Origin of the sequence: Pseudochrobactrum lubricantis, from assembly GCF_041929865.1 — a bacterium.
GTDB classification, from domain to species: domain Bacteria; phylum Pseudomonadota; class Alphaproteobacteria; order Rhizobiales; family Rhizobiaceae; genus Pseudochrobactrum; species Pseudochrobactrum saccharolyticum.
Genome location: NZ_JBHEEE010000009.1, coordinates 1 through 16,981 on the forward strand (window position 1 = coordinate 1; position 16,981 = coordinate 16,981).

Below are 16,981 nucleotides of genomic sequence, written 5' to 3' on the forward strand. Positions count from 1 at the left end.
CGGGGTGGAGCAGCCCGGTAGCTCGTCAGGCTCATAACCTGAAGGCCGCAGGTTCAAATCCTGCCCCCGCAACCAAACAAACAGCCCGCTCTTTGAGCGGGATTTTTTTTGGTAACGGGTCGTAGATTTTAAGCCTAGTCAGGGGCCCGCAAGGAGGCAAAGCCGACAAAGCGGGAGACAAAACCACAAATCCTGCCCCCGAAACCAAATCTCCTGAAATACATCCCAAGCCCCGGCAGAAATGCGCGGGGCTTTTTTGTGTTTAAAACATGCGAATGAGAAAAACAGGGGAGGGGGGAGCGAACTTAGAAAATCACTTTTACTAATTCTAACCATTGCTATGATTATGGGCAGACTGATCAATTTTTAGTAATGAAATGATATTTGTGACTGTTCCACAAGAATGCGGAGTGCCTGAATGATTAAACTATTGTGTGCCGGTGTTCTTGTAAGCCTGATATTGCCGTTGGAAATGGCATCAGCTCAAACCTTTCGTGTCTGTCACGGTTATGATTGCTATTACCGAACCAAAGTGACGCTAAGTTCAAAGGATGAGAGCCGTATCCGTAATCTGTTGCAAAAGGCTACTCGTAGCGCAAATGACGAGAGAAAAGCGTTGCGGATGGCTGTTGCAATATTCGAAGAACGCGGTACAGCAATTATCAGTGTTCGTGACAAACCAAAAATGCAGTTCGGCAAAGCCCGCATTAAAGGCCAAATGGATTGTGTTGATGAATCGATCAACACGGATAATTTCCTACGTTACTTAGAAACACGCGGTTGGTTAAAGCATCATACTGTCGCTAAACGAATGACACGTGGTTCATTCATCGATGGCCGTTACCCGCATTGGACTGCGGTAATCAAAGATATGTCGGGTCATAGCTGGGCTGTCGATTCCTGGTATGAGGCAGGTGGCGGAATGCCTGATATTATGCCGCTTCAGGAGTGGAAACGCCGTGGATATGGCGGCGAGCGTTAATCCCGCAGACATAAGAAGCACTGTAACCGGATACAGACAGCTAATGTGCAGAGATCATACAGATTTCTGCAATTCATTCCTTGCCATTGATAAAGACACTTATATTCTATGTGTGAATGAGTGACATATGGGGAATGAAATGACTCCGGAAGAAATTTTTGTATCGCCGCAATGGGTGAAAGACCGTCAGAAATCAGGCGGTCTGAAAATCGTTGACGGTTCTTGGTATATGCCGGCGACAAAGCGCATCTGCGGTGAGGAATTTGAGCAGGTTCATATTCCGGGCGCAGTCTTTTTCGATCAGGATAAGATTGTCGATCCGAGCTCTTCTTTCCCGCATACTGTTCCTTCACCGGAAGTCTTCGCGGATGCAGTGGGCAAGCTGGGCATCAGCGTTGATGATGAGATCGTTATCTATGAAACCGGTGATTTGTTTGCCGCGCCCCGCGTCTGGTGGCTGTTTCATATTATGGGCGTGCAAAAACTGCATATTCTGCGCGGTGGTATTGCTGCATGGCAGGCTGAGCGCTTTGAAACAGAGAGCGGTAAAGTCGCACCAGAGCCTGTTGCATTCAAACCGGTCTATGCCGGTGAAAAAGTTGTTTTCATTGAAGAAATGGTGCTGATTGCCAAACATGCAAAAGCACATATTACGGATGCCCGTTCGGCTGAACGGTTTACCGGTGCCGTACCAGAGCCGCGTGCGAATGTCCGTTCCGGCTCAATTCCCGGTTCTGTCAATGTGCCTTACGGATCGCTCGTAGAAGACGGTGCTTTCAAAGCGCTTGATACAATGAAGGTTATTTTTGAAGCACAGGGTGTGAAGAAGGATAAGCCGGTTGTAACAACCTGCGGCTCAGGTGTGACAGCCGCTGTGTTGTTTCTTGCGCTCAATTTGCTGGGTTATGAAAATGTCCGTCTGTATGACGGTTCATGGACAGAATGGGGCACAGTGACCTGAGCGGTTTTTCTGCGTAAATGCCAGTTAATGGTATAATTTTCTTTGAATTTACACCATAGAAAACTGTTGTTCTTGTAATTGGCTATGTTTTGGAACGTAAATATCGTGAATGCATGAAGTCATTGATCTGAATCAATGAGAAACATTCCTGACAGTCTCAGATGGAGGTGAAGAGACGACTCAGGAGTTCAACATGAAGCTTGTTAAAACACTGGTCCTATGTGGTCTGGGCTTGTTTGGAGCAAGCTATGCTATCGCAGTCACATCACACCATTGGTACGCACCAAAACAGGAAGCTGACGTTAATATTCAGGATCCGGCACTGATTAAGCAAGGTGAATATCTTGCCCGTGCCGGTGACTGTATTGCTTGTCACACTGCACCCGGCGGCAAGGAATTTGCCGGTGGTCTGGGTATGCAGACACCGCTCGGCACGATTTATTCCACCAATATTACGCCGGATAAGAAAACCGGTATCGGCAATTACAGTTACGGCGATTTCGAGCGTGCTGTACGTCGTGGTGTGCGACCTGATGGCGTGGCACTCTATCCGGCTATGCCTTATGTTTCCTATGTCGTTGTAAAAGATGACGATATCAAAGCGCTTTATGCATATTTCATGTCGCGCGTGGAAAAGGTTGAGCAGGAAAATCAGGCTTCCACTTTGCCTTGGCCGATGAACATGCGCTGGCCGCTGGCCTATTGGCAGCTCGCTTTTGCGCAGCCGCGTGAATTTACTTCGGCAACCGGTATGGATGCGATGATTGATCGTGGTGCCTATCTGGTTGAAGGTTTGGCCCATTGCGGCGCCTGCCATACACCGCGTGGTATCGGCTATCAGGAAACTGCACTCAGCGATGACAAGAAGGGCAATTACCTGTCCGGCTCTGTTCTCGAAGGCTGGTATGCGAAGAACCTGCGTGATGAAGGCACCGGCCTTTCCACCTGGACTGAAGTGGAAATTACTGACTTCCTGAAAACCGGCCGTAATGATCGCACCGCCGCCTTTGGTGGTATGGCCGATGTGGTTGCCCATAGCACCCAATATCTGACAGATGATGATCTGACATCGATTGCCCGCTATCTGAAGAGCCTGCCTGCGCGTGACAGTCATCCGCAGCAATGGACTCCGAAGCAAGATGTGACAACTGCAGCTCTGCGCGCCGGTGATTTCTCCGCTCCGGGTGCCGTTGGTTATGTGGATAATTGTGCGGCCTGTCACCGTCTGGATGGTCGTGGTGCGGAACGGGTTTTCCCTGCGCTTGCCGGTAATTCTATTGTTTTTGCGGAAGATCCGAGCTCACTGATCCAGCTGACACTGGATGGTGCTGCAATGGCTGACACGCCGCATGATCCGATGGTGTTCAAGATGCCGGGCTTTGCCCATCTCACCAACAAGGAAATCGCGGATATTCTGAACTTTATCCGTAACGGCTGGGGCAATCACGGCTCACATATCAAGGATAGCGATATTGCCCGCATGCGGCATCTGATTGAGCACAAGCCTGTGCATTATGTTCCGGAGGCAAAATAATGAGTAAGCAATTCTGGATCGGTACAGTTGCAGCACTTGTCGTAACAATCGCAGCTGCAGGCGCAGGCTGGACATTTTTGGTGAAGCCGTCGCGGGTGGATGCACCGCCGCTGCCGACCTATGATGTGGTGGATGCAGAAGGCAAAGTCGTTGGCAAATATACGATCCCGAGCGATGATCTGATTGCCAAAGAACCGGATGCGGAAGCCATTATGTATGGCAAGCGCCTGCTCAATGAAACAGCCCGTTTACTGCCGGAAAATGTCGGTGCGGGGCTGAATTGTAACTCCTGCCATCTGGCGCAGGGTAAGCTGGATAAAGGCGCGCCTTATATTAACTCCTATAATTTCTATCCGCGGGTGATGCCGCGTGCGGGTAAGGAAGTTAATCTGGTGATGCGTATCAATGGCTGCTTCCAGCGTTCGATGAATGGTAAGCCGCTTGATCCGAAGTCCGAGGAAATGGGCGCTATGATTGCCTATATGAAATGGCTCGGTCAGGGCTTGCCGAAAGAGCATATGGTGAAAGTGTCCGGTGCCGGAAAAATTGATGAGTCACTGGTGCCTGATCCTGTCAAAGGCAAGGCGATCTATGCAACCCAATGCGCCGTTTGTCATGGCAATGACGGTGAAGGCAAAAAAGACCAGTTCGGTGATTATGTCTTCCCGCCGCTTTGGGGTGATGACAGCTTCAACATCGGTGCGGGTATGGCGCGTACCTATAAGGCAGCGGCATTTGTCAAATATAATATGCCGGTCAGCGTCCATCAGGACGGTATGCTCGGGCAGGGTGGCGTGCTGACCGATCAGGAAGCGGTTGATGTGTCTGAATATTTCACACATATGCCGCGTCCGGATTTTGCCGGTAAGGTCAATGACTGGCCGAATGGCAAAAAACCGAAAGATGCCCGCTATTAGAGCGCCGTGCGCCCCGCTGGGCGCACAAAGGTCGCTCTAACACTTTAAAAATAGAGCATAATTTCTTAAGCTGATCCAAGTTTAAGGAATTATGCTCTATACTCACGTGTGGTGCGTGATCGGAAAACCGGCAGCAAGAAATTGCTGCCGGTTTTTTGTTCTTGCTTGCTGGATATTTAGGTGACAAACAGATTTCTCATTCTGAACCGCTGCTTTGTTGTGCGGAAAACGTAAAATTTTGAGGTCCCGTGAATAAGCTGCTGCGAATTATTCTGATTGTTGTGATTGCTGCAATCGCTGTTGCCGGACAGCGTTGGTATAGTTATGTGACCAATACTACAGATCCGTTTGATGAGGTTGGGATTGATCTGCAATCCTATATGCCTGCACCGATCCGCCATTGGGGTTGTATGCAGCTGAAAAAGAATTTCGGCACGAAAACTTTGCCGCCTTATGGTTGTCAGTCACCGGATAACAGCGCAAGCTGGATTGAGGGATAAGTCCTTCAGCAAGATACAAAAAAGGCGCGGACAGGTTATATTGTCCGCGCCTTTTTTGTTGTTATGCCGGATCAGCGCCAGCTGAGGAAATAATGTTCAACCCTGCCGATCATCCAGCTGGTAATCAGCCCCATGACGGAGAGGATAGTAACACCGGCAAACAAGCGCTCCAGATCATAGAGCGAACCGGCTTCCAGAATATAGGCGCCGACGCCATATTGCGCGCCGAGCATTTCAGCAGCAACCAGCAGAATAATGGCAATAGCGATGGAAACGCGCAGGCCTGACAGAATGCCGGGCAGGGCACCGGGCAACACGATCTTGCGGATGATTGACCACCAGCGCAGGTTAAAACTTTGCCCCATGCGGATCAGGCTGCGATCCACATTATCAACTGCACCATAGGTTGCCACGACGGTCGGAGTGAAAGTACCGAATGCAATCAGCGCATATTTTGACATTTCATCAATGCCGAACCAGATCACAAACAGCGGCAGCAATGCAATTTTCGGGATCGGGAAAATAGCGGCGACAAGCGGTACCAGACCGGCACGGACATAGGAGAACAGTCCGATCATTGTGCCAAGCAGCACACCGGCGAAAATCCCCAGCGATGCGCCGACAATCAGTCGTTGCAATGACGGCAACAAATGTTGCCACAGCAGGCCGGTATCATAGAGCTGATAGAAGGTGCCCAGCACCGCAGAAGGACGCGGCAAGGTCAGATTAGAAATAAAACCTGTACGGGTGCCGATTTCAGCCAGTGCAATCAGGGCAATAAACAGCAAAGGCGCTATGAAACGTATTTTTACCGGTGCAAAACCGCCGCCGCGAAAGGGTACAGGACGGGTGATGATTGTCTGGTTATCTGATGGTTTTGTCATTTCAGCAGCTCCTGATCCGCAGCCATCGCTTCATCGCGCATAAGAGCCCATAGTTCCTGCTGCTTGGCATCCAGTACAGGGTCAGCGAGATGGCGCTGATCGAGAGGCGTGTCGATTGTCACAACCTGATTGATCCGCCCCGGACGGCGGGACAGCACCACAATCTTATGGCCGAGGCGGACGGCTTCAGCCAGATTATGGGTGACATAGACAGCGGTGAAAGGCTGGCGTGTCCAGAGCGATACCAGATCGTCCATCAGCAATTCGCGGGTCTGGCTGTCGAGTGCCGAGAGCGGCTCATCCATCAGCATGACATCAGGGCGCACAGCCAGCGCGCGGGCAATGGCAACGCGCTGCTTCATCCCGCCGGAGAGCTGTTTGGGATAGGCATCTGCAAAATCCGAGAGACGGGTGCGGGCCAGCACATCACTGATGATTGCATCCATCTCTTTGGTGGACAATTTGTGATCTTCCAGTACCAGCCGGATATTACCGGCAACAGTGCGCCAGGGCAGCAATGCAAAATGCTGGAAAACATAGGTCAGCGGATTGAGAGAGGACGGGGAAGGTTCCCCGACTTGCAGAACCTGACCGGATGTCGGCTGTTCAAGACCGCCGATAAAACGGAGCAAAGTGGATTTGCCGCAACCGGAAGGGCCGATCAGACAGACGATCTGCCCCTGATTGATTTCAAGCGTGATATCACGCAAAACTTCGACCTTGCCGTAATGGTGGCCGACATTTTTTAACAGCAAATCCATGCCAGTTTTTACTTCTTCTTGTCAGGGCGGCAGGGTTAAAGTGTATCCCGAAAAGTGTGAAGCGGTTTTCGGATAAGATACACGTAATAACAAAAAGATAGAGTATTTCTATAAATTAAAATAAACTAGAAATACTCGATCGCTACGGGCCCTGATATTTCGCGGAGGGCAGCCGGTTGAACAAAAGAACCGGCTCAGAATAGAAAATCAGATGGTTTTGACGTAGCTGGTGTCAAACAACATTTCAGGGGTGATGGTGTCTTTTACCATCTTCTCGTCTTTGAACCAGTTGAGCTGTTCAGTGACAGAGGCAAGAGACAGGGCAAGACCCTTGTTGATACGCATTGCGCCATTGACCAGATTGGTTTTGGCCTGTTCAAACGGCAAATCCATTTCCACATATTTATGGGCGATCTTGGCAATCGCATCGACTTCTTCCGCAGAGGCGGTTTTGTCGACCAGAGCCGCGTTATAATCATCAATGGCTTTGGAATAAGCGCGGATGAAAGCTTCGGTTTTCGCGCGTTCTTCCGCAGCATTTTTGGTGGAAGTGAAAACAGTGGTCACCTGATAATCCGGCGCAACATCAGAGACCAGACCGATCTGCTTGGCTGCGCCTTCAGCAATCATCTTCTTGGCAATGCTTGGCTGAATAGCCCATGCATCAATCTGGCCGGAAGTCAGAGCGCCGACAACAGCGCCGACCTTCTGCAACGGGCGCAGGGTGATTTCAGACAGCGGAATATTGTTAGCCTTGGCAATTTTGTAAGCCATGAAATGGAAGGACGAACCGGCAGTGGTAATGCCAAAGCTCTTACCTGCCAGATGCTTAGGCTCGGTGAGGCCTGCTTCATAGGCTTTGTTTGAAGCAAGAATGATCTGACCAGCGAGGCCTTTTTCTTCCTGCAGAGAACCGCCGATGACTTTTACCGCATTTTTTTCGGCGAGATTGATCAGACCGCCGCTCATGGCTGTAACGCCGTAATCGACATCACCACCGGCAATGGCTACGGCCATCGGCTGTGCAGCTTCAAAATATTTGAATTCCATATCGAGGTTTTCGGCTTTGAAATAGCCGCGTTCCTGCGCGATGAAGCTTGGTGCCTGACTGGCAAGGCGGATAATACCGAGCACGGCTTTAACCTGTGTGCTTTCCGCTCGGGCACTTAAAGAAAAAGGAGCACCCAGCACAGTCATGGCACCGGCTGCGCTGAGCCCTGCGAGAGTCTGACGGCGGGAGAGCTGGAATTTCTGCATCTGTATATCCTTACCAAAAGCGGTCAGGTGTATTGTTATAAGCGACAATATCCGATGTTCCGCTGTCCGTGCCCGACGCTTTATTACGCAAAGACATGGAATTTTTTGCAATGATTTCGTGCGTTCTTGTAGAGCAAATTCATCGGGATTTGAAGTTAAAAGCAGTCAGATAGCTGTTTCTTCCTCGTAATTGTGAACGGAAACAGCGATTTTAATTGTTGTCCGGCATAAAAATTTTGAATGAGCTTTGTGGTGCAGGGACAGGCATAACAGATCTGTGAAAGCAGAGTCGTTGCATGTGCTTCTCACCAATGAGCGTGCAAAATGCTGTTTGTTAATATTAAACTGACATTTCTTATCGTGCTGCCCTGTTCGTGAAAATGTTGTTTGGTCACAAGGCAGACTCTGCGATACAAGATTATGTCAGGCGGGCTTTTGCTGGCAAGTCCGGATTTTTCCGGTTGCTATTGCCGCCTATGTCAGCGGGAGCGTTATCGTGTGCGGATTAGCAGGCTATGTCGGGCAGATAAAAACAGATCAGGCGCCGGAGATTTTACTGCGCCGCATGGCAGATGCCGTTGCTCATCGCGGCCCTGACGAGCAGGGCGCTGTTGTTCTGAATGGGGCAGGTCTGGCGCATAAGCGTTTGTCCATTGTCGGGATCAGCGACGGCCAGCAACCGATGACAATGGCCGATCAGCGCTACGTGCTGGTCTTCAACGGTCAGATCTTTAATCATGCAGAACTGCGCCGTGATCTGGAAGCACAGGGCGCACAGTTTCGCACCCATAGCGATACGGAAGTGATCCTGCATCTTTATGCCCGTTATGGCACGGATTGCCTGCGCTTCATGAACGGTGATTTTGCCTTTGCTTTATGGGATGTGCAGTTAAAGCGCATGTTCATTGCCCGCGACCGGCTGGGTGTGCGTCCGCTTTTCTATACCCAAACGGACGGGGTGTTATATTTCGCTTCGGAGATCAAGGCATTGCTGCGCGTGCCGTCAGTACAGGCGGAGCTTGATCCGGTTGCGCTGGATCAGATTTTTACGCTCTGGGCACCGGTTGCGCCGCGTACAGCCTTCCGCAATATCTATGAGCTTGAACCGGCGCATATGATGATCTGCGACGAAAACGGTATGAAAATACAGCGTTACTGGACGCTGGATTATCCGGATCGGGATGATGCCGCCGTCATTCATGATGCGGATGCTGCCGCAGAAGAACTGGAAGCTTTGCTGCAGGATGCCACAAATCTGCGTATTCAGGCAGATGTGCCTGTCGGCACTTATCTTTCCGGCGGGTTGGATTCATCATTGATTGCTGCTTTTGCGCAGCCGCTGACAAAAGGTGAATTGCATAGTTTTTCCGTGGGCTTCGAGCAGGCGGATTATGACGAAAGCCGCTATCAGAAAATGGTGGCGCAGGCATTGCATACGCATCATCATTCAATCTCCATTGCGGAAGATGATATTGCCGCTATTTTTCCCGATGTTATTCAGGCTGCCGAAGTGCCGCTGGTACGCACCGCACCGGCACCGCTTTATCGTCTTGCACAATTGGTGCGGGAAAGCGGTATGAAGGCGGTCTTGACCGGTGAAGGCGCGGATGAGGTCTTTGCCGGCTATGATATTTTCCGCGAGGCAAAAGTCCGCCGTTTTTGCGCGCGGCAACCGCAATCGCAAATCAGGCCGCAATTGTTTCGCAAGCTTTATCCTTATTTGCCCGGCTTAAAAGCACAGACACCGGAAACTCTGGCTGCGTTTTTCGGTATTCACGGTACTGATCTGGCGGATCCGCTTTATTCACACCGGCCGCGTTTTAAGGCGACAAGTGCCGCCAAATTATTTTTCTCCGGCGATCTGAAAGGGGAACTCGGCGATTATGATGCGGGTGAGGAGCTGGCTTCCAAACTGCCGGAGCGGTTCGGGCACTGGCATGAGCTGCATCAGGCACAATATCTGGAGTGTCGTTTTCTGCTGCCATCCTATATTCTCTCCAGTCAGGGAGATCGTATGGCTATGGCGCATGGTGTGGAAACGCGCTTTCCGTTTCTGGATTATCGTCTGTCTGAATTTGCAACAAGGCTGCATCCGTCGCTGAAGCTGCATGGACTGACCGAGAAATATCTGCTGCGCCGTGTTGCAAAACAGCGTGTTCCGGCTGAAGTTTTACAGAGGCAGAAACAGCCTTATCGTGCGCCGGACAGTCATTCTTTCACCGGAAAGGGTGAGAAGGAATATGTCCGTGACCTGATGAGTGAAAACCGCATTGAGGAGAGCGGCTATTTTAACGCTAAAGCCGTATCTAAATTATACAATAAGAATAAAGAACAAGGTCTGACTGGCTTCCGTGACAATACAGCCTATGTCGGTGTGCTTTCTACACAAATATGGCTGAAAAAATTTACAAGTTTACTGAGCTAGTTCGGAAAATTTAAGAATCCTATAGACTTTACTGTCAAAGTTATGTGTTAAAACAGCGAATAAAGTATAGTATTTTACGGACTTCATTAGAGTATTCTCAGATTGTTGCTGCGGCAGCTCTGGGAGTGTCAGAAATGATCGAAACAGGATAAGAGCATGAGTGATACAATCAAAGACCGCTTACGTGCGTTCATTATTGAAAATTTTCTTTTCGGCGACACGGATTATGCGCTGGAAGATGATGCATCGCTGATCGATAATGATGTGATGGATTCCACAGGCGTGCTGGAACTGATTGCTTTTATTGATGAGGCCTTCGGGATCAAAATGGCGGATGCAGATATTGTTCCGGCTAATCTCGACAGCCTGTCCAAAATCACTGCCTATGTAACTGCCCGCAAAGCTGCCTGATAGCAGGCAATCTGTCCGATGATGCGTATCGAGAACCATCTTAAATTCCATGCACACAATACCGGCCACAAGACTGTGCTGGTAACCGGACAGGTACGTCTTTCCTATGCGGAATTTAATGCCAAAGCCGAGGCTTTGGCGCATAGTCTGCGGGCGCAGAATGTACAGCGCGGGGATCGCGTTGTCATTTTCATGGATAATTGCTGGCAGGCAGCGGTATCGGTTTTTGCTATTCTGAAGGCCGGCGCGGTTTTCACACTGGTGAACCCGTCAACCAAAGCAGATAAGCTTGGATATATTCTGAACGACTGCACGCCCTCTGCTTTGCTGACACAGGCTAAATTATTGCCGGTTGTTGATGAGGCTGAGGCTTTTGCTGCAATACCGGCTTTGATTGCCGTTAAAGGCCCAAGCCGCTCCAAGCGTCCGCATCTGCTCTTTGAGACGGCAGTTGAGCCGCAGGAAAATCAGGCTGAAATTATCAGCGGTGGCATTGATATTGATTTGGCCATGCTGATTTATACATCCGGCTCAACGGGGCGCCCCAAAGGCGTGATGATGACACATCGCAATATTGAGGCGGCGGCGACCTCTCTGACAGGGCTGCTGAAAAATACAGCTGATGATATTATCCTCTCTGTATTGCCGCTGTCTTTCAATTACGGGCTGTATCAGTTGCTGATGACAGTGAAGCTCGGCGCAACGCTGGTGCTGGAAAAGTCCTTTGCCTTTCCGCAGGCGGTGTTTGATATGATGCGCGCGGAGAAGGTAACCGGATTTCCTATCGTACCGACAATGTCTGCGATTATGATGCAGATGCGTGATCTGACATCCGGTTTTCTGCCCGATCTGCGCTATGTTACCAACACTGCCGCACAATTGCCGGTGCCGCATATCGAGTTTCTGCAACGCATTGTGCCGGATGCAGAAATTTATTCCATGTATGGCATGACAGAATGCAAACGCTGCACATGGTTGCCGCCGCATATGATCAGCGAGAAGCCGGAATCGGTGGGTATCGCACTGCCGAATAGCGAAGTTTATCTGATCGATGAACAAGGCGGATCGGTGCCTGTGGGTGAAGCCGGTGAAATGGTGATACGCGGGCCGAATGTGATGCAGGGCTACTGGAACAATCACGAAGCCAGTGCTGCGGTGCTGAGAAGCGGGCGTAATCCGTGGGAAAAGGTTCTGCATACCGGTGATCTGCTGCGTATGGATGCAGACGGATATTATTATTTCGTCGGACGCAAGGACGACATCATCAAATCGCGCGGAGAAAAAGTACCGCCGAAAGAGGTAGAGACTGTGCTTTACACGCATCCCGCTATTCGGGAGGCTGTTGTAGCCGGTGTGCCTGATACAATGCTGGGGCAGGCGATCACCGCGATGGTGACCACCGCAGATGCAGAACTGACTGATAAGGAGATTATCCGGTTCTGCCGTCAGCATCTGGAAGATTATATGGTTCCGGTTTTTGTTCTGGTTACGGATGAATTGCCGCGAACCGATACAGGTAAAGTCAGCCGTCGTCTTGCGGCGGAAATATTGGCCAAACAATACAGGCAGTTTCAGGATGAATAAGATTCAAGAATTTTCTGCACAGACAATGGTGATTGATGCGGAAGCTGAGGTGGAGAAAATCACCGCTGCCTTGCGTCGTCAGCTGCGCAGTCTGCGCCGCCGTGGTCTGGTTGTCGGTATTTCCGGCGGTATCGATTCCAGCGTGAGTACGGCATTGGCTGTGCGCGCTGTAGGTGCGGATAAAGTTTTTGGTATTTTTATGCCGGAAAATGATTCCGACCCGCTGTCGCTGGCGCTGGGGCAGAAGCTTGCAGGCACCTTTGGCGTGCAGACAGTGATTGAGGATATCGGTCCTGCCTTGGCCGCTATGGGCTGCTATCGCCGCCGCGATGATTTTATCCGCTCGGTTGTACCTGCTTATGGCGAGGGCTGGGCGTCGAAGCTGGTGATCAACAATGCTTCTGAAAATGGCGGCTATAATATTTCCTCGCTGGTGGTGCAGTCACCGGATGGTCAGCAGGAAAAAATCCGCCTGACACCGGAAGCCTATTTAGGCATTGTTGCTGCTACCAATATGAAGCAGCGCACCCGCAAACAGTTTGAATATTATCACGCGGATCGTCTGAATTTTGCGGTCGTCGGCACGCCGAACCGGCTGGAATATGATCAGGGTTTCTTTGTGAAGAATGGTGACGGTGCGGCGGATGTGAAGCCGATTGCCCATCTTTATAAGACGCAGGTCTATCAGCTTGCCGACTATCTGGGTGTGCCTGCAGAAATCCGTCAACGTCCGCCGACAACGGATACTTTCTCGCTGGCGCAGACACAGGAGGAGTTCTACTTCTCCCTGTCATATAATCTGATGGATCTTTGCCTTTACGCGCTCAATCACAATATCAGCGCGGCAGATACAGCTAAAGCCACCAATCTGGGTGAAGATCAGGTGCAGCATGTCTGGGCGGATATTGCGGCTAAACGCAAAACCACCAAGGCGCTGCATGAGCCACCGCTCTTGGTTGAGCCGGTTAAGGACTTCCTGTCATAATAAGAAAAAGCCGCCTTTTCAGGCGGCTTTTTTATCGGTGTTTAAAGCGGATTGGCATAGAGCCTGTTCCAGAATTCTCCGGCAAGGCCGTTCAGTAAGGCTTTTCCTTCAACAAAAGGCGGCAATAAAGCCGGATCCTGCGCCCAGACCATTGTTGAACATAAATGGGTGAAAGCAATGCGTTTCCCGAGCATCGCTTCCATCAGATCCGGTTGTGTGCGGCCGCGAATGGCGACAGCGCCGTTGGAAGCTGCATGGTGGATCAGCGTATCAATCATCTGGCTTGCTGCTTTCGGGTCGCTGAAGAATTCCAGCACGCGCGCTGTTTTGCCAGACTCTAAGTGATAGAGGAAAAGGCCGAGATTTTTGCCGGATTTAGTACCTGCTTTGACCATATAGGCCTTGCCATATTCAGGCTTTTGCACGGCATCTTCCAGACGGTTCAGCAATTGCTCCGTATTCCATTGCGGCCGGCAGGAAAAGCTTTGCGCGTAATGCTGGTAGAGCTCAGCAAATTCTGTTGCATCAATATCCGTGCAGGTCAGTTGCTGAGCCGTTGGCCAATCCGATGGTGTGGCTGACCAGCGCAGGCTTTTACCATGCATGGCATTGCGTTTGCGATCATCAAATTTGCGGGCGAAGGGTTGCAGCATTGCGAGAGGTTTGAGCTTGCTGCCTGCGATTTCTGTCATGAAGCTGAGCGGGCGAATAATCCGCAACCAGTCAAGGCTGTAATTGGTGAGCTGAACCGCATCCAGTTTTTTCCAGATCGCTGCTGCAACCTCACTGGCTGTTTCGGTTATCATCAGATCATAACCGTCTTTTTGCAGACTGCGCATCAGTTTGACACCACCCAGAGGATTATGCTGATGATCCTCAACCATCAATGTGCTGACAATGGCGGTGCGCAGTGTTTTATTGGTCGCCTCACAAAAATAATCAAAATAATTCACGCCGAGAAAGCCGCAGACATTGCCGTTTTTATCGAGCAGAATTTTGGAGGCGGGCACCGTCTCTCCGGCAAAACGGATATAAAGCCGCTGAAGATAGGCGATCAGTTCAGCAGACGGTTCCTTGTCGCTTTTCCGGAATATTTTTTGAAAAAGCTTAGCGACTACCGGTATATCCGCTTCTGCTAAGGATCGGATTTCAGTCATGGTCAGTTTATCCCGTCGTTAGAGTCTGACATTCTGCACATTCATCTGCGCATTATACCTGCTCTGCTTCCCGCTTCTGCTGCTGACAGCTGTCGCTTGGCTCTTGATTGATAGTCATACTATGCGGGAGAAACCCTTTAAAATCTTTTACTTAAATGTTGGGACTGTCCCACAGAAAATTGTGATGAAGATAAACTTGATTTTTTTTATCAAGTTTATTATTCCCGAGGCATAAGAGCCAAACTTACTCTTTCAATTGCTGCTTTTCAAAACTTGTCATGATTATGCATGGCAGGAGAGACGACGTCTGCCTGCCAAAGGGGGTACTATGTCTGTTGTCACGCACTGTCTGCGCGCATCTTTCGCCGGTACGATTTTGAGCCTTACGGGTTTGAGCATAACCGGTCTCGGAATTTTTACAGGTATGGCTGCGGCACAGCAGCGGGAAACAACCGCACAGGATGTGGCAAAAGATAAAGCTGCGGGGAGTGCCACACAGCTGCAAACAATTACAGTCACCGGTGGTCTGAACGGGCCATTTGCTCAGGGTGACGGAATATATCGCACACCGGCACCAGTCAGTTCTGTCAGCAGTGATGCGCTGCAGCAGCGTTTTGGCGGCGATCCGCAAGCGGCATTGCGCTCGACACCCGGTGTATTCACCCGTCAGCAATCCAGTCAGCCCGGCATTGAGGTGAATATTCGCGGGATGAGCGGTTTCGGCCGTGTGAATGCGATGATTGATGGTGTGCCGCAGACATTCCGCAATGTGGCAGGCCATGCTTCATCCGGCGGTACCTTGCTCTATGTGCAGCCGGAACTGCTTGGCGGCATTGATGTGAGCAAAGGTGCCGTAGGAGGCGCCGCCGGTATGGGGACTCTGAGCGGCGCCGCAAATTTCCGTACACTTGACTTTGACGATATTGTTTTGCCGGGGCGTGATGTCGGTGTGCTGACACGCTGGAAAGCCGGAACCAACGGGTTCCGCGGCTCGGGTATGCTGGCAGGTGCCGCGCGTGCCAATCTGAACAATGATAAATCCAGCAATGTCAGTATTCTCGGAGCTTTTGCGCGCACGTCTTACGGTACATTTAAAAATGGTGACGGTGTTTATGTCGATAGCGGGCGCGATGCTACCAACCGTCCGGGGGGCGGGCTGATCAAATTTGAAATTGCACCATCCGCCGAGCATAATCTCAAACTTGGTGCGCGCTGGTATGAGAACCGATTTACCTATGCCAATTACGAGCAGGATCTGAAGAACGCGTCTTACACTGCCAATTATGCCTATACGCCGGATGATAATGACTGGATCGATCTGAAGGTGAATGCCTATTATAACCGCACCAATATGGATTATGCGGCGACCGGCGGCAGCTATCGCGGGCGTAAAACCGATGATCGTGGCTATGGTTTTGACATTTCCAATACCAGCAAAACAATGCTGAGTGATGATGTACAGCTCAAACTGTTCTATGGCGGGTCTTTTGGCAGCGATGAATATGTCATCAACAGATATCGCGGTGCGAACCCTCCGGGTAGCTTAAAGAAATCCAGCGGTTTTACCGACGCAACTTTGTCGTGGAATATTTTTACGCTGACCGGCGGTCTGCGTTACGATCACTGGAATGTTGAAGGCTATCAGCCTGCCTATGCGGCAGGCACAGGGGATTGTCCTGCTGGCGGACCTGTCTGCGGCAATAAGGATATTGAGCGCAGCAGCGGCAAATGGTTGCCGAAAGTCTCTCTGACCGCACAGCCTTATGACGGGCTGGAGCTATATGCGACTTATGCCCATACTTTCCGTCCGCCGACGGTGCAGGAAATGTTTTTCTCGCTGATCCCGATCGGTGCAGGACTCGGCAGTGGTATTGCCAATAATCTCAGTCTTGAACCGGAATATAGCAAAGGCTGGGATATCGGTGTGAATATTACCGAAGACGGCTTGTTACGCAGCGATGACAAGTTCCGTCTGAAAACCGGCTTCTTCCACAATTCCATAGAGAATTTCGTCGTCAATGATTTTGTTAATGTGCCTAATCGCGGCCCGACAGCAATGTGGATCAACCGTCCGGGCATTACCAAAATGTATGGCTGGGAGATTGAAGGCAGTTACGATCTCGGCTTTTTCTATACCAATGTTTCTTATACCAAAGCCAAAACAGATCAGCCGATTGGTGAGGGGGCCGGTGCGGGGAATGGTGATGCCTTCATGATACCGGATCAGTATGGCACGCTTGATGCAGGTTTCCGTCTGTTTGACGAGAAGCTGACTTTGGGTGCGCAGGCACGTTATTTCGGCAAAAGCAGCTATGCCGGATTTGGTACAGATTTTGGCCAGAAATTCGCACTGCCAAGCTATATTCTCTATGATCTCTACGGTTCGTATAAGCTGAAGGAAAATGCGGAATTGTTCTTCTCGGTTGAGAATGTGGCCAATAAAAATTACCGCGTCGCTGTTTCCGGCCCATTAGGTGAGAATGAATATTCAGGAAAAGGCCGCAGCTTTATATTCGGTGCCAGTGCCAAATTCTGATCTTTGCCAGATACTCTGATTACAAAAACCGCCGGACAAGTTCCGGCGGTTTTTTATTGTTTGAAGAAAAAATTTCACAGTTGCGTC

Annotated in this window: 14 protein-coding genes; 10 read left to right on the forward strand and 4 right to left on the reverse strand. The window is 50.4% G+C overall.

Translation table 11 applies throughout. The annotated features are described in order from the left end of the window. Positions 1 to 418: 418 nt before the first annotated feature. The 5 genes from JNC80_RS16295 to JNC80_RS16315 all read left to right on the forward strand — a co-directional run bounded on the left by JNC80_RS16295 (position 419) and on the right by JNC80_RS16315 (position 4,894). Positions 419 to 982 carry a hypothetical protein gene (locus JNC80_RS16295; protein WP_376710905.1) on the forward strand — a complete coding sequence of 188 codons (564 nt, stop codon included), beginning with the start codon at positions 419 to 421 and terminating at the stop codon, positions 980 to 982. Between the two features lie 127 nt (positions 983 to 1,109). Further along, positions 1,110 to 1,943, forward strand: a complete 834-nt coding sequence (gene sseA / locus JNC80_RS16300; protein ID WP_376710906.1) for a 3-mercaptopyruvate sulfurtransferase — start codon at positions 1,110 to 1,112, stop codon at positions 1,941 to 1,943. Positions 1,944 to 2,136: 193 nt separating this feature from the next. Then, positions 2,137 to 3,477, forward strand: coding sequence for a c-type cytochrome (locus tag JNC80_RS16305; protein WP_376710907.1), 1,341 nt, complete (start codon positions 2,137 to 2,139; stop codon positions 3,475 to 3,477). After that, the gene (locus JNC80_RS16310; protein ID WP_220160267.1) at positions 3,477 to 4,394 is read left to right on the forward strand and encodes a c-type cytochrome; all 918 of its coding nucleotides are present in this window, start codon (positions 3,477 to 3,479) and stop codon (positions 4,392 to 4,394) included. Before JNC80_RS16305 ends, JNC80_RS16310 begins: the two co-directional genes overlap by 1 nt. A gap of 248 nt (positions 4,395 to 4,642) precedes the next feature. Beyond that, complete coding sequence (locus JNC80_RS16315; RefSeq protein ID WP_075657136.1) at positions 4,643 to 4,894, forward strand: hypothetical protein; 252 nt, start codon at positions 4,643 to 4,645, stop codon at positions 4,892 to 4,894. Between the two features lie 71 nt (positions 4,895 to 4,965). Here JNC80_RS16315 and JNC80_RS16320 read toward each other — a convergent pair whose 3' ends face one another. From JNC80_RS16320 to JNC80_RS16330, 3 genes are all read right to left on the reverse strand, one after another. Further along, positions 4,966 to 5,778: an ABC transporter permease gene (locus tag JNC80_RS16320; protein WP_376710908.1), complete on the reverse strand. Its 813-nt coding sequence runs from the start codon at positions 5,776 to 5,778 to the stop codon at positions 4,966 to 4,968. After that, the gene (locus JNC80_RS16325; RefSeq protein ID WP_376710909.1) at positions 5,775 to 6,539 is read right to left on the reverse strand and encodes an ABC transporter ATP-binding protein; all 765 of its coding nucleotides are present in this window, start codon (positions 6,537 to 6,539) and stop codon (positions 5,775 to 5,777) included. Before JNC80_RS16325 ends, JNC80_RS16320 begins: the two co-directional genes overlap by 4 nt. Positions 6,540 to 6,746: 207 nt before the next feature. After that, entirely contained in the window at positions 6,747 to 7,796 is a 1,050-nt protein-coding gene (locus tag JNC80_RS16330) for an ABC transporter substrate-binding protein (RefSeq protein WP_022710623.1), read from the reverse strand. Between the two features lie 496 nt (positions 7,797 to 8,292). On the opposite strand from JNC80_RS16330, the gene asnB reads away from it, so the two are divergent. The 4 genes from asnB (at position 8,293) to nadE (ending at position 13,201) form a co-directional block, all read left to right on the forward strand. Beyond that, positions 8,293 to 10,221, forward strand: a complete 1,929-nt coding sequence (gene asnB, locus JNC80_RS16335; protein ID WP_376710910.1) for an asparagine synthase (glutamine-hydrolyzing) — start codon at positions 8,293 to 8,295, stop codon at positions 10,219 to 10,221. 156 nt (positions 10,222 to 10,377) lie between these two features. Beyond that, positions 10,378 to 10,632 carry an acyl carrier protein gene (locus JNC80_RS16340; protein ID WP_022710621.1) on the forward strand — a complete coding sequence of 85 codons (255 nt, stop codon included), beginning with the start codon at positions 10,378 to 10,380 and terminating at the stop codon, positions 10,630 to 10,632. 21 nt (positions 10,633 to 10,653) lie between these two features. Beyond that, positions 10,654 to 12,216 (forward strand): class I adenylate-forming enzyme family protein, encoded by a 1,563-nt coding sequence (locus JNC80_RS16345; RefSeq protein WP_376710978.1) that lies wholly within the window; start codon positions 10,654 to 10,656, stop codon positions 12,214 to 12,216. Further along, positions 12,209 to 13,201 carry an NAD(+) synthase gene (gene nadE / locus JNC80_RS16350; protein ID WP_376710911.1) on the forward strand — a complete coding sequence of 331 codons (993 nt, stop codon included), beginning with the start codon at positions 12,209 to 12,211 and terminating at the stop codon, positions 13,199 to 13,201. The genes JNC80_RS16345 and nadE overlap by 8 nt, the downstream gene beginning before the upstream one ends. A gap of 41 nt (positions 13,202 to 13,242) precedes the next feature. Here nadE and JNC80_RS16355 read toward each other — a convergent pair whose 3' ends face one another. Continuing rightward, a complete protein-coding gene (locus tag JNC80_RS16355; RefSeq protein WP_376710912.1) occupies positions 13,243 to 14,358 on the reverse strand; it encodes a hypothetical protein in 1,116 nt (371 codons plus the stop codon). Between the two features lie 328 nt (positions 14,359 to 14,686). On the opposite strand from JNC80_RS16355, the gene JNC80_RS16360 reads away from it, so the two are divergent. Continuing rightward, complete coding sequence (locus JNC80_RS16360; protein WP_376710913.1) at positions 14,687 to 16,894, forward strand: TonB-dependent receptor domain-containing protein; 2,208 nt, start codon at positions 14,687 to 14,689, stop codon at positions 16,892 to 16,894. Positions 16,895 to 16,981: the final 87 nt, after the last annotated feature.

Coding starts and splice junctions, on each gene's coding strand:
- JNC80_RS16295 (WP_376710905.1), top strand. CDS start 419: ATGATTAAACTATTGTGTGCCGGTGTTCTTGTAAGCCTGATATTGCCG.
- sseA (WP_376710906.1), top strand. CDS start 1,110: ATGGGGAATGAAATGACTCCGGAAGAAATTTTTGTATCGCCGCAATGG.
- JNC80_RS16305 (WP_376710907.1), top strand. CDS start 2,137: ATGAAGCTTGTTAAAACACTGGTCCTATGTGGTCTGGGCTTGTTTGGA.
- JNC80_RS16310 (WP_220160267.1), top strand. CDS start 3,477: ATGAGTAAGCAATTCTGGATCGGTACAGTTGCAGCACTTGTCGTAACA.
- JNC80_RS16320 (WP_376710908.1), bottom strand. CDS start 5,778: ATGACAAAACCATCAGATAACCAGACAATCATCACCCGTCCTGTACCC.
- JNC80_RS16325 (WP_376710909.1), bottom strand. CDS start 6,539: ATGGATTTGCTGTTAAAAAATGTCGGCCACCATTACGGCAAGGTCGAA.
- JNC80_RS16330 (WP_022710623.1), bottom strand. CDS start 7,796: ATGCAGAAATTCCAGCTCTCCCGCCGTCAGACTCTCGCAGGGCTCAGC.
- JNC80_RS16340 (WP_022710621.1), top strand. CDS start 10,378: ATGAGTGATACAATCAAAGACCGCTTACGTGCGTTCATTATTGAAAAT.
- JNC80_RS16345 (WP_376710978.1), top strand. CDS start 10,654: ATGCGTATCGAGAACCATCTTAAATTCCATGCACACAATACCGGCCAC.
- nadE (WP_376710911.1), top strand. CDS start 12,209: ATGAATAAGATTCAAGAATTTTCTGCACAGACAATGGTGATTGATGCG.
- JNC80_RS16355 (WP_376710912.1), bottom strand. CDS start 14,358: ATGACTGAAATCCGATCCTTAGCAGAAGCGGATATACCGGTAGTCGCT.
- JNC80_RS16360 (WP_376710913.1), top strand. CDS start 14,687: ATGTCTGTTGTCACGCACTGTCTGCGCGCATCTTTCGCCGGTACGATT.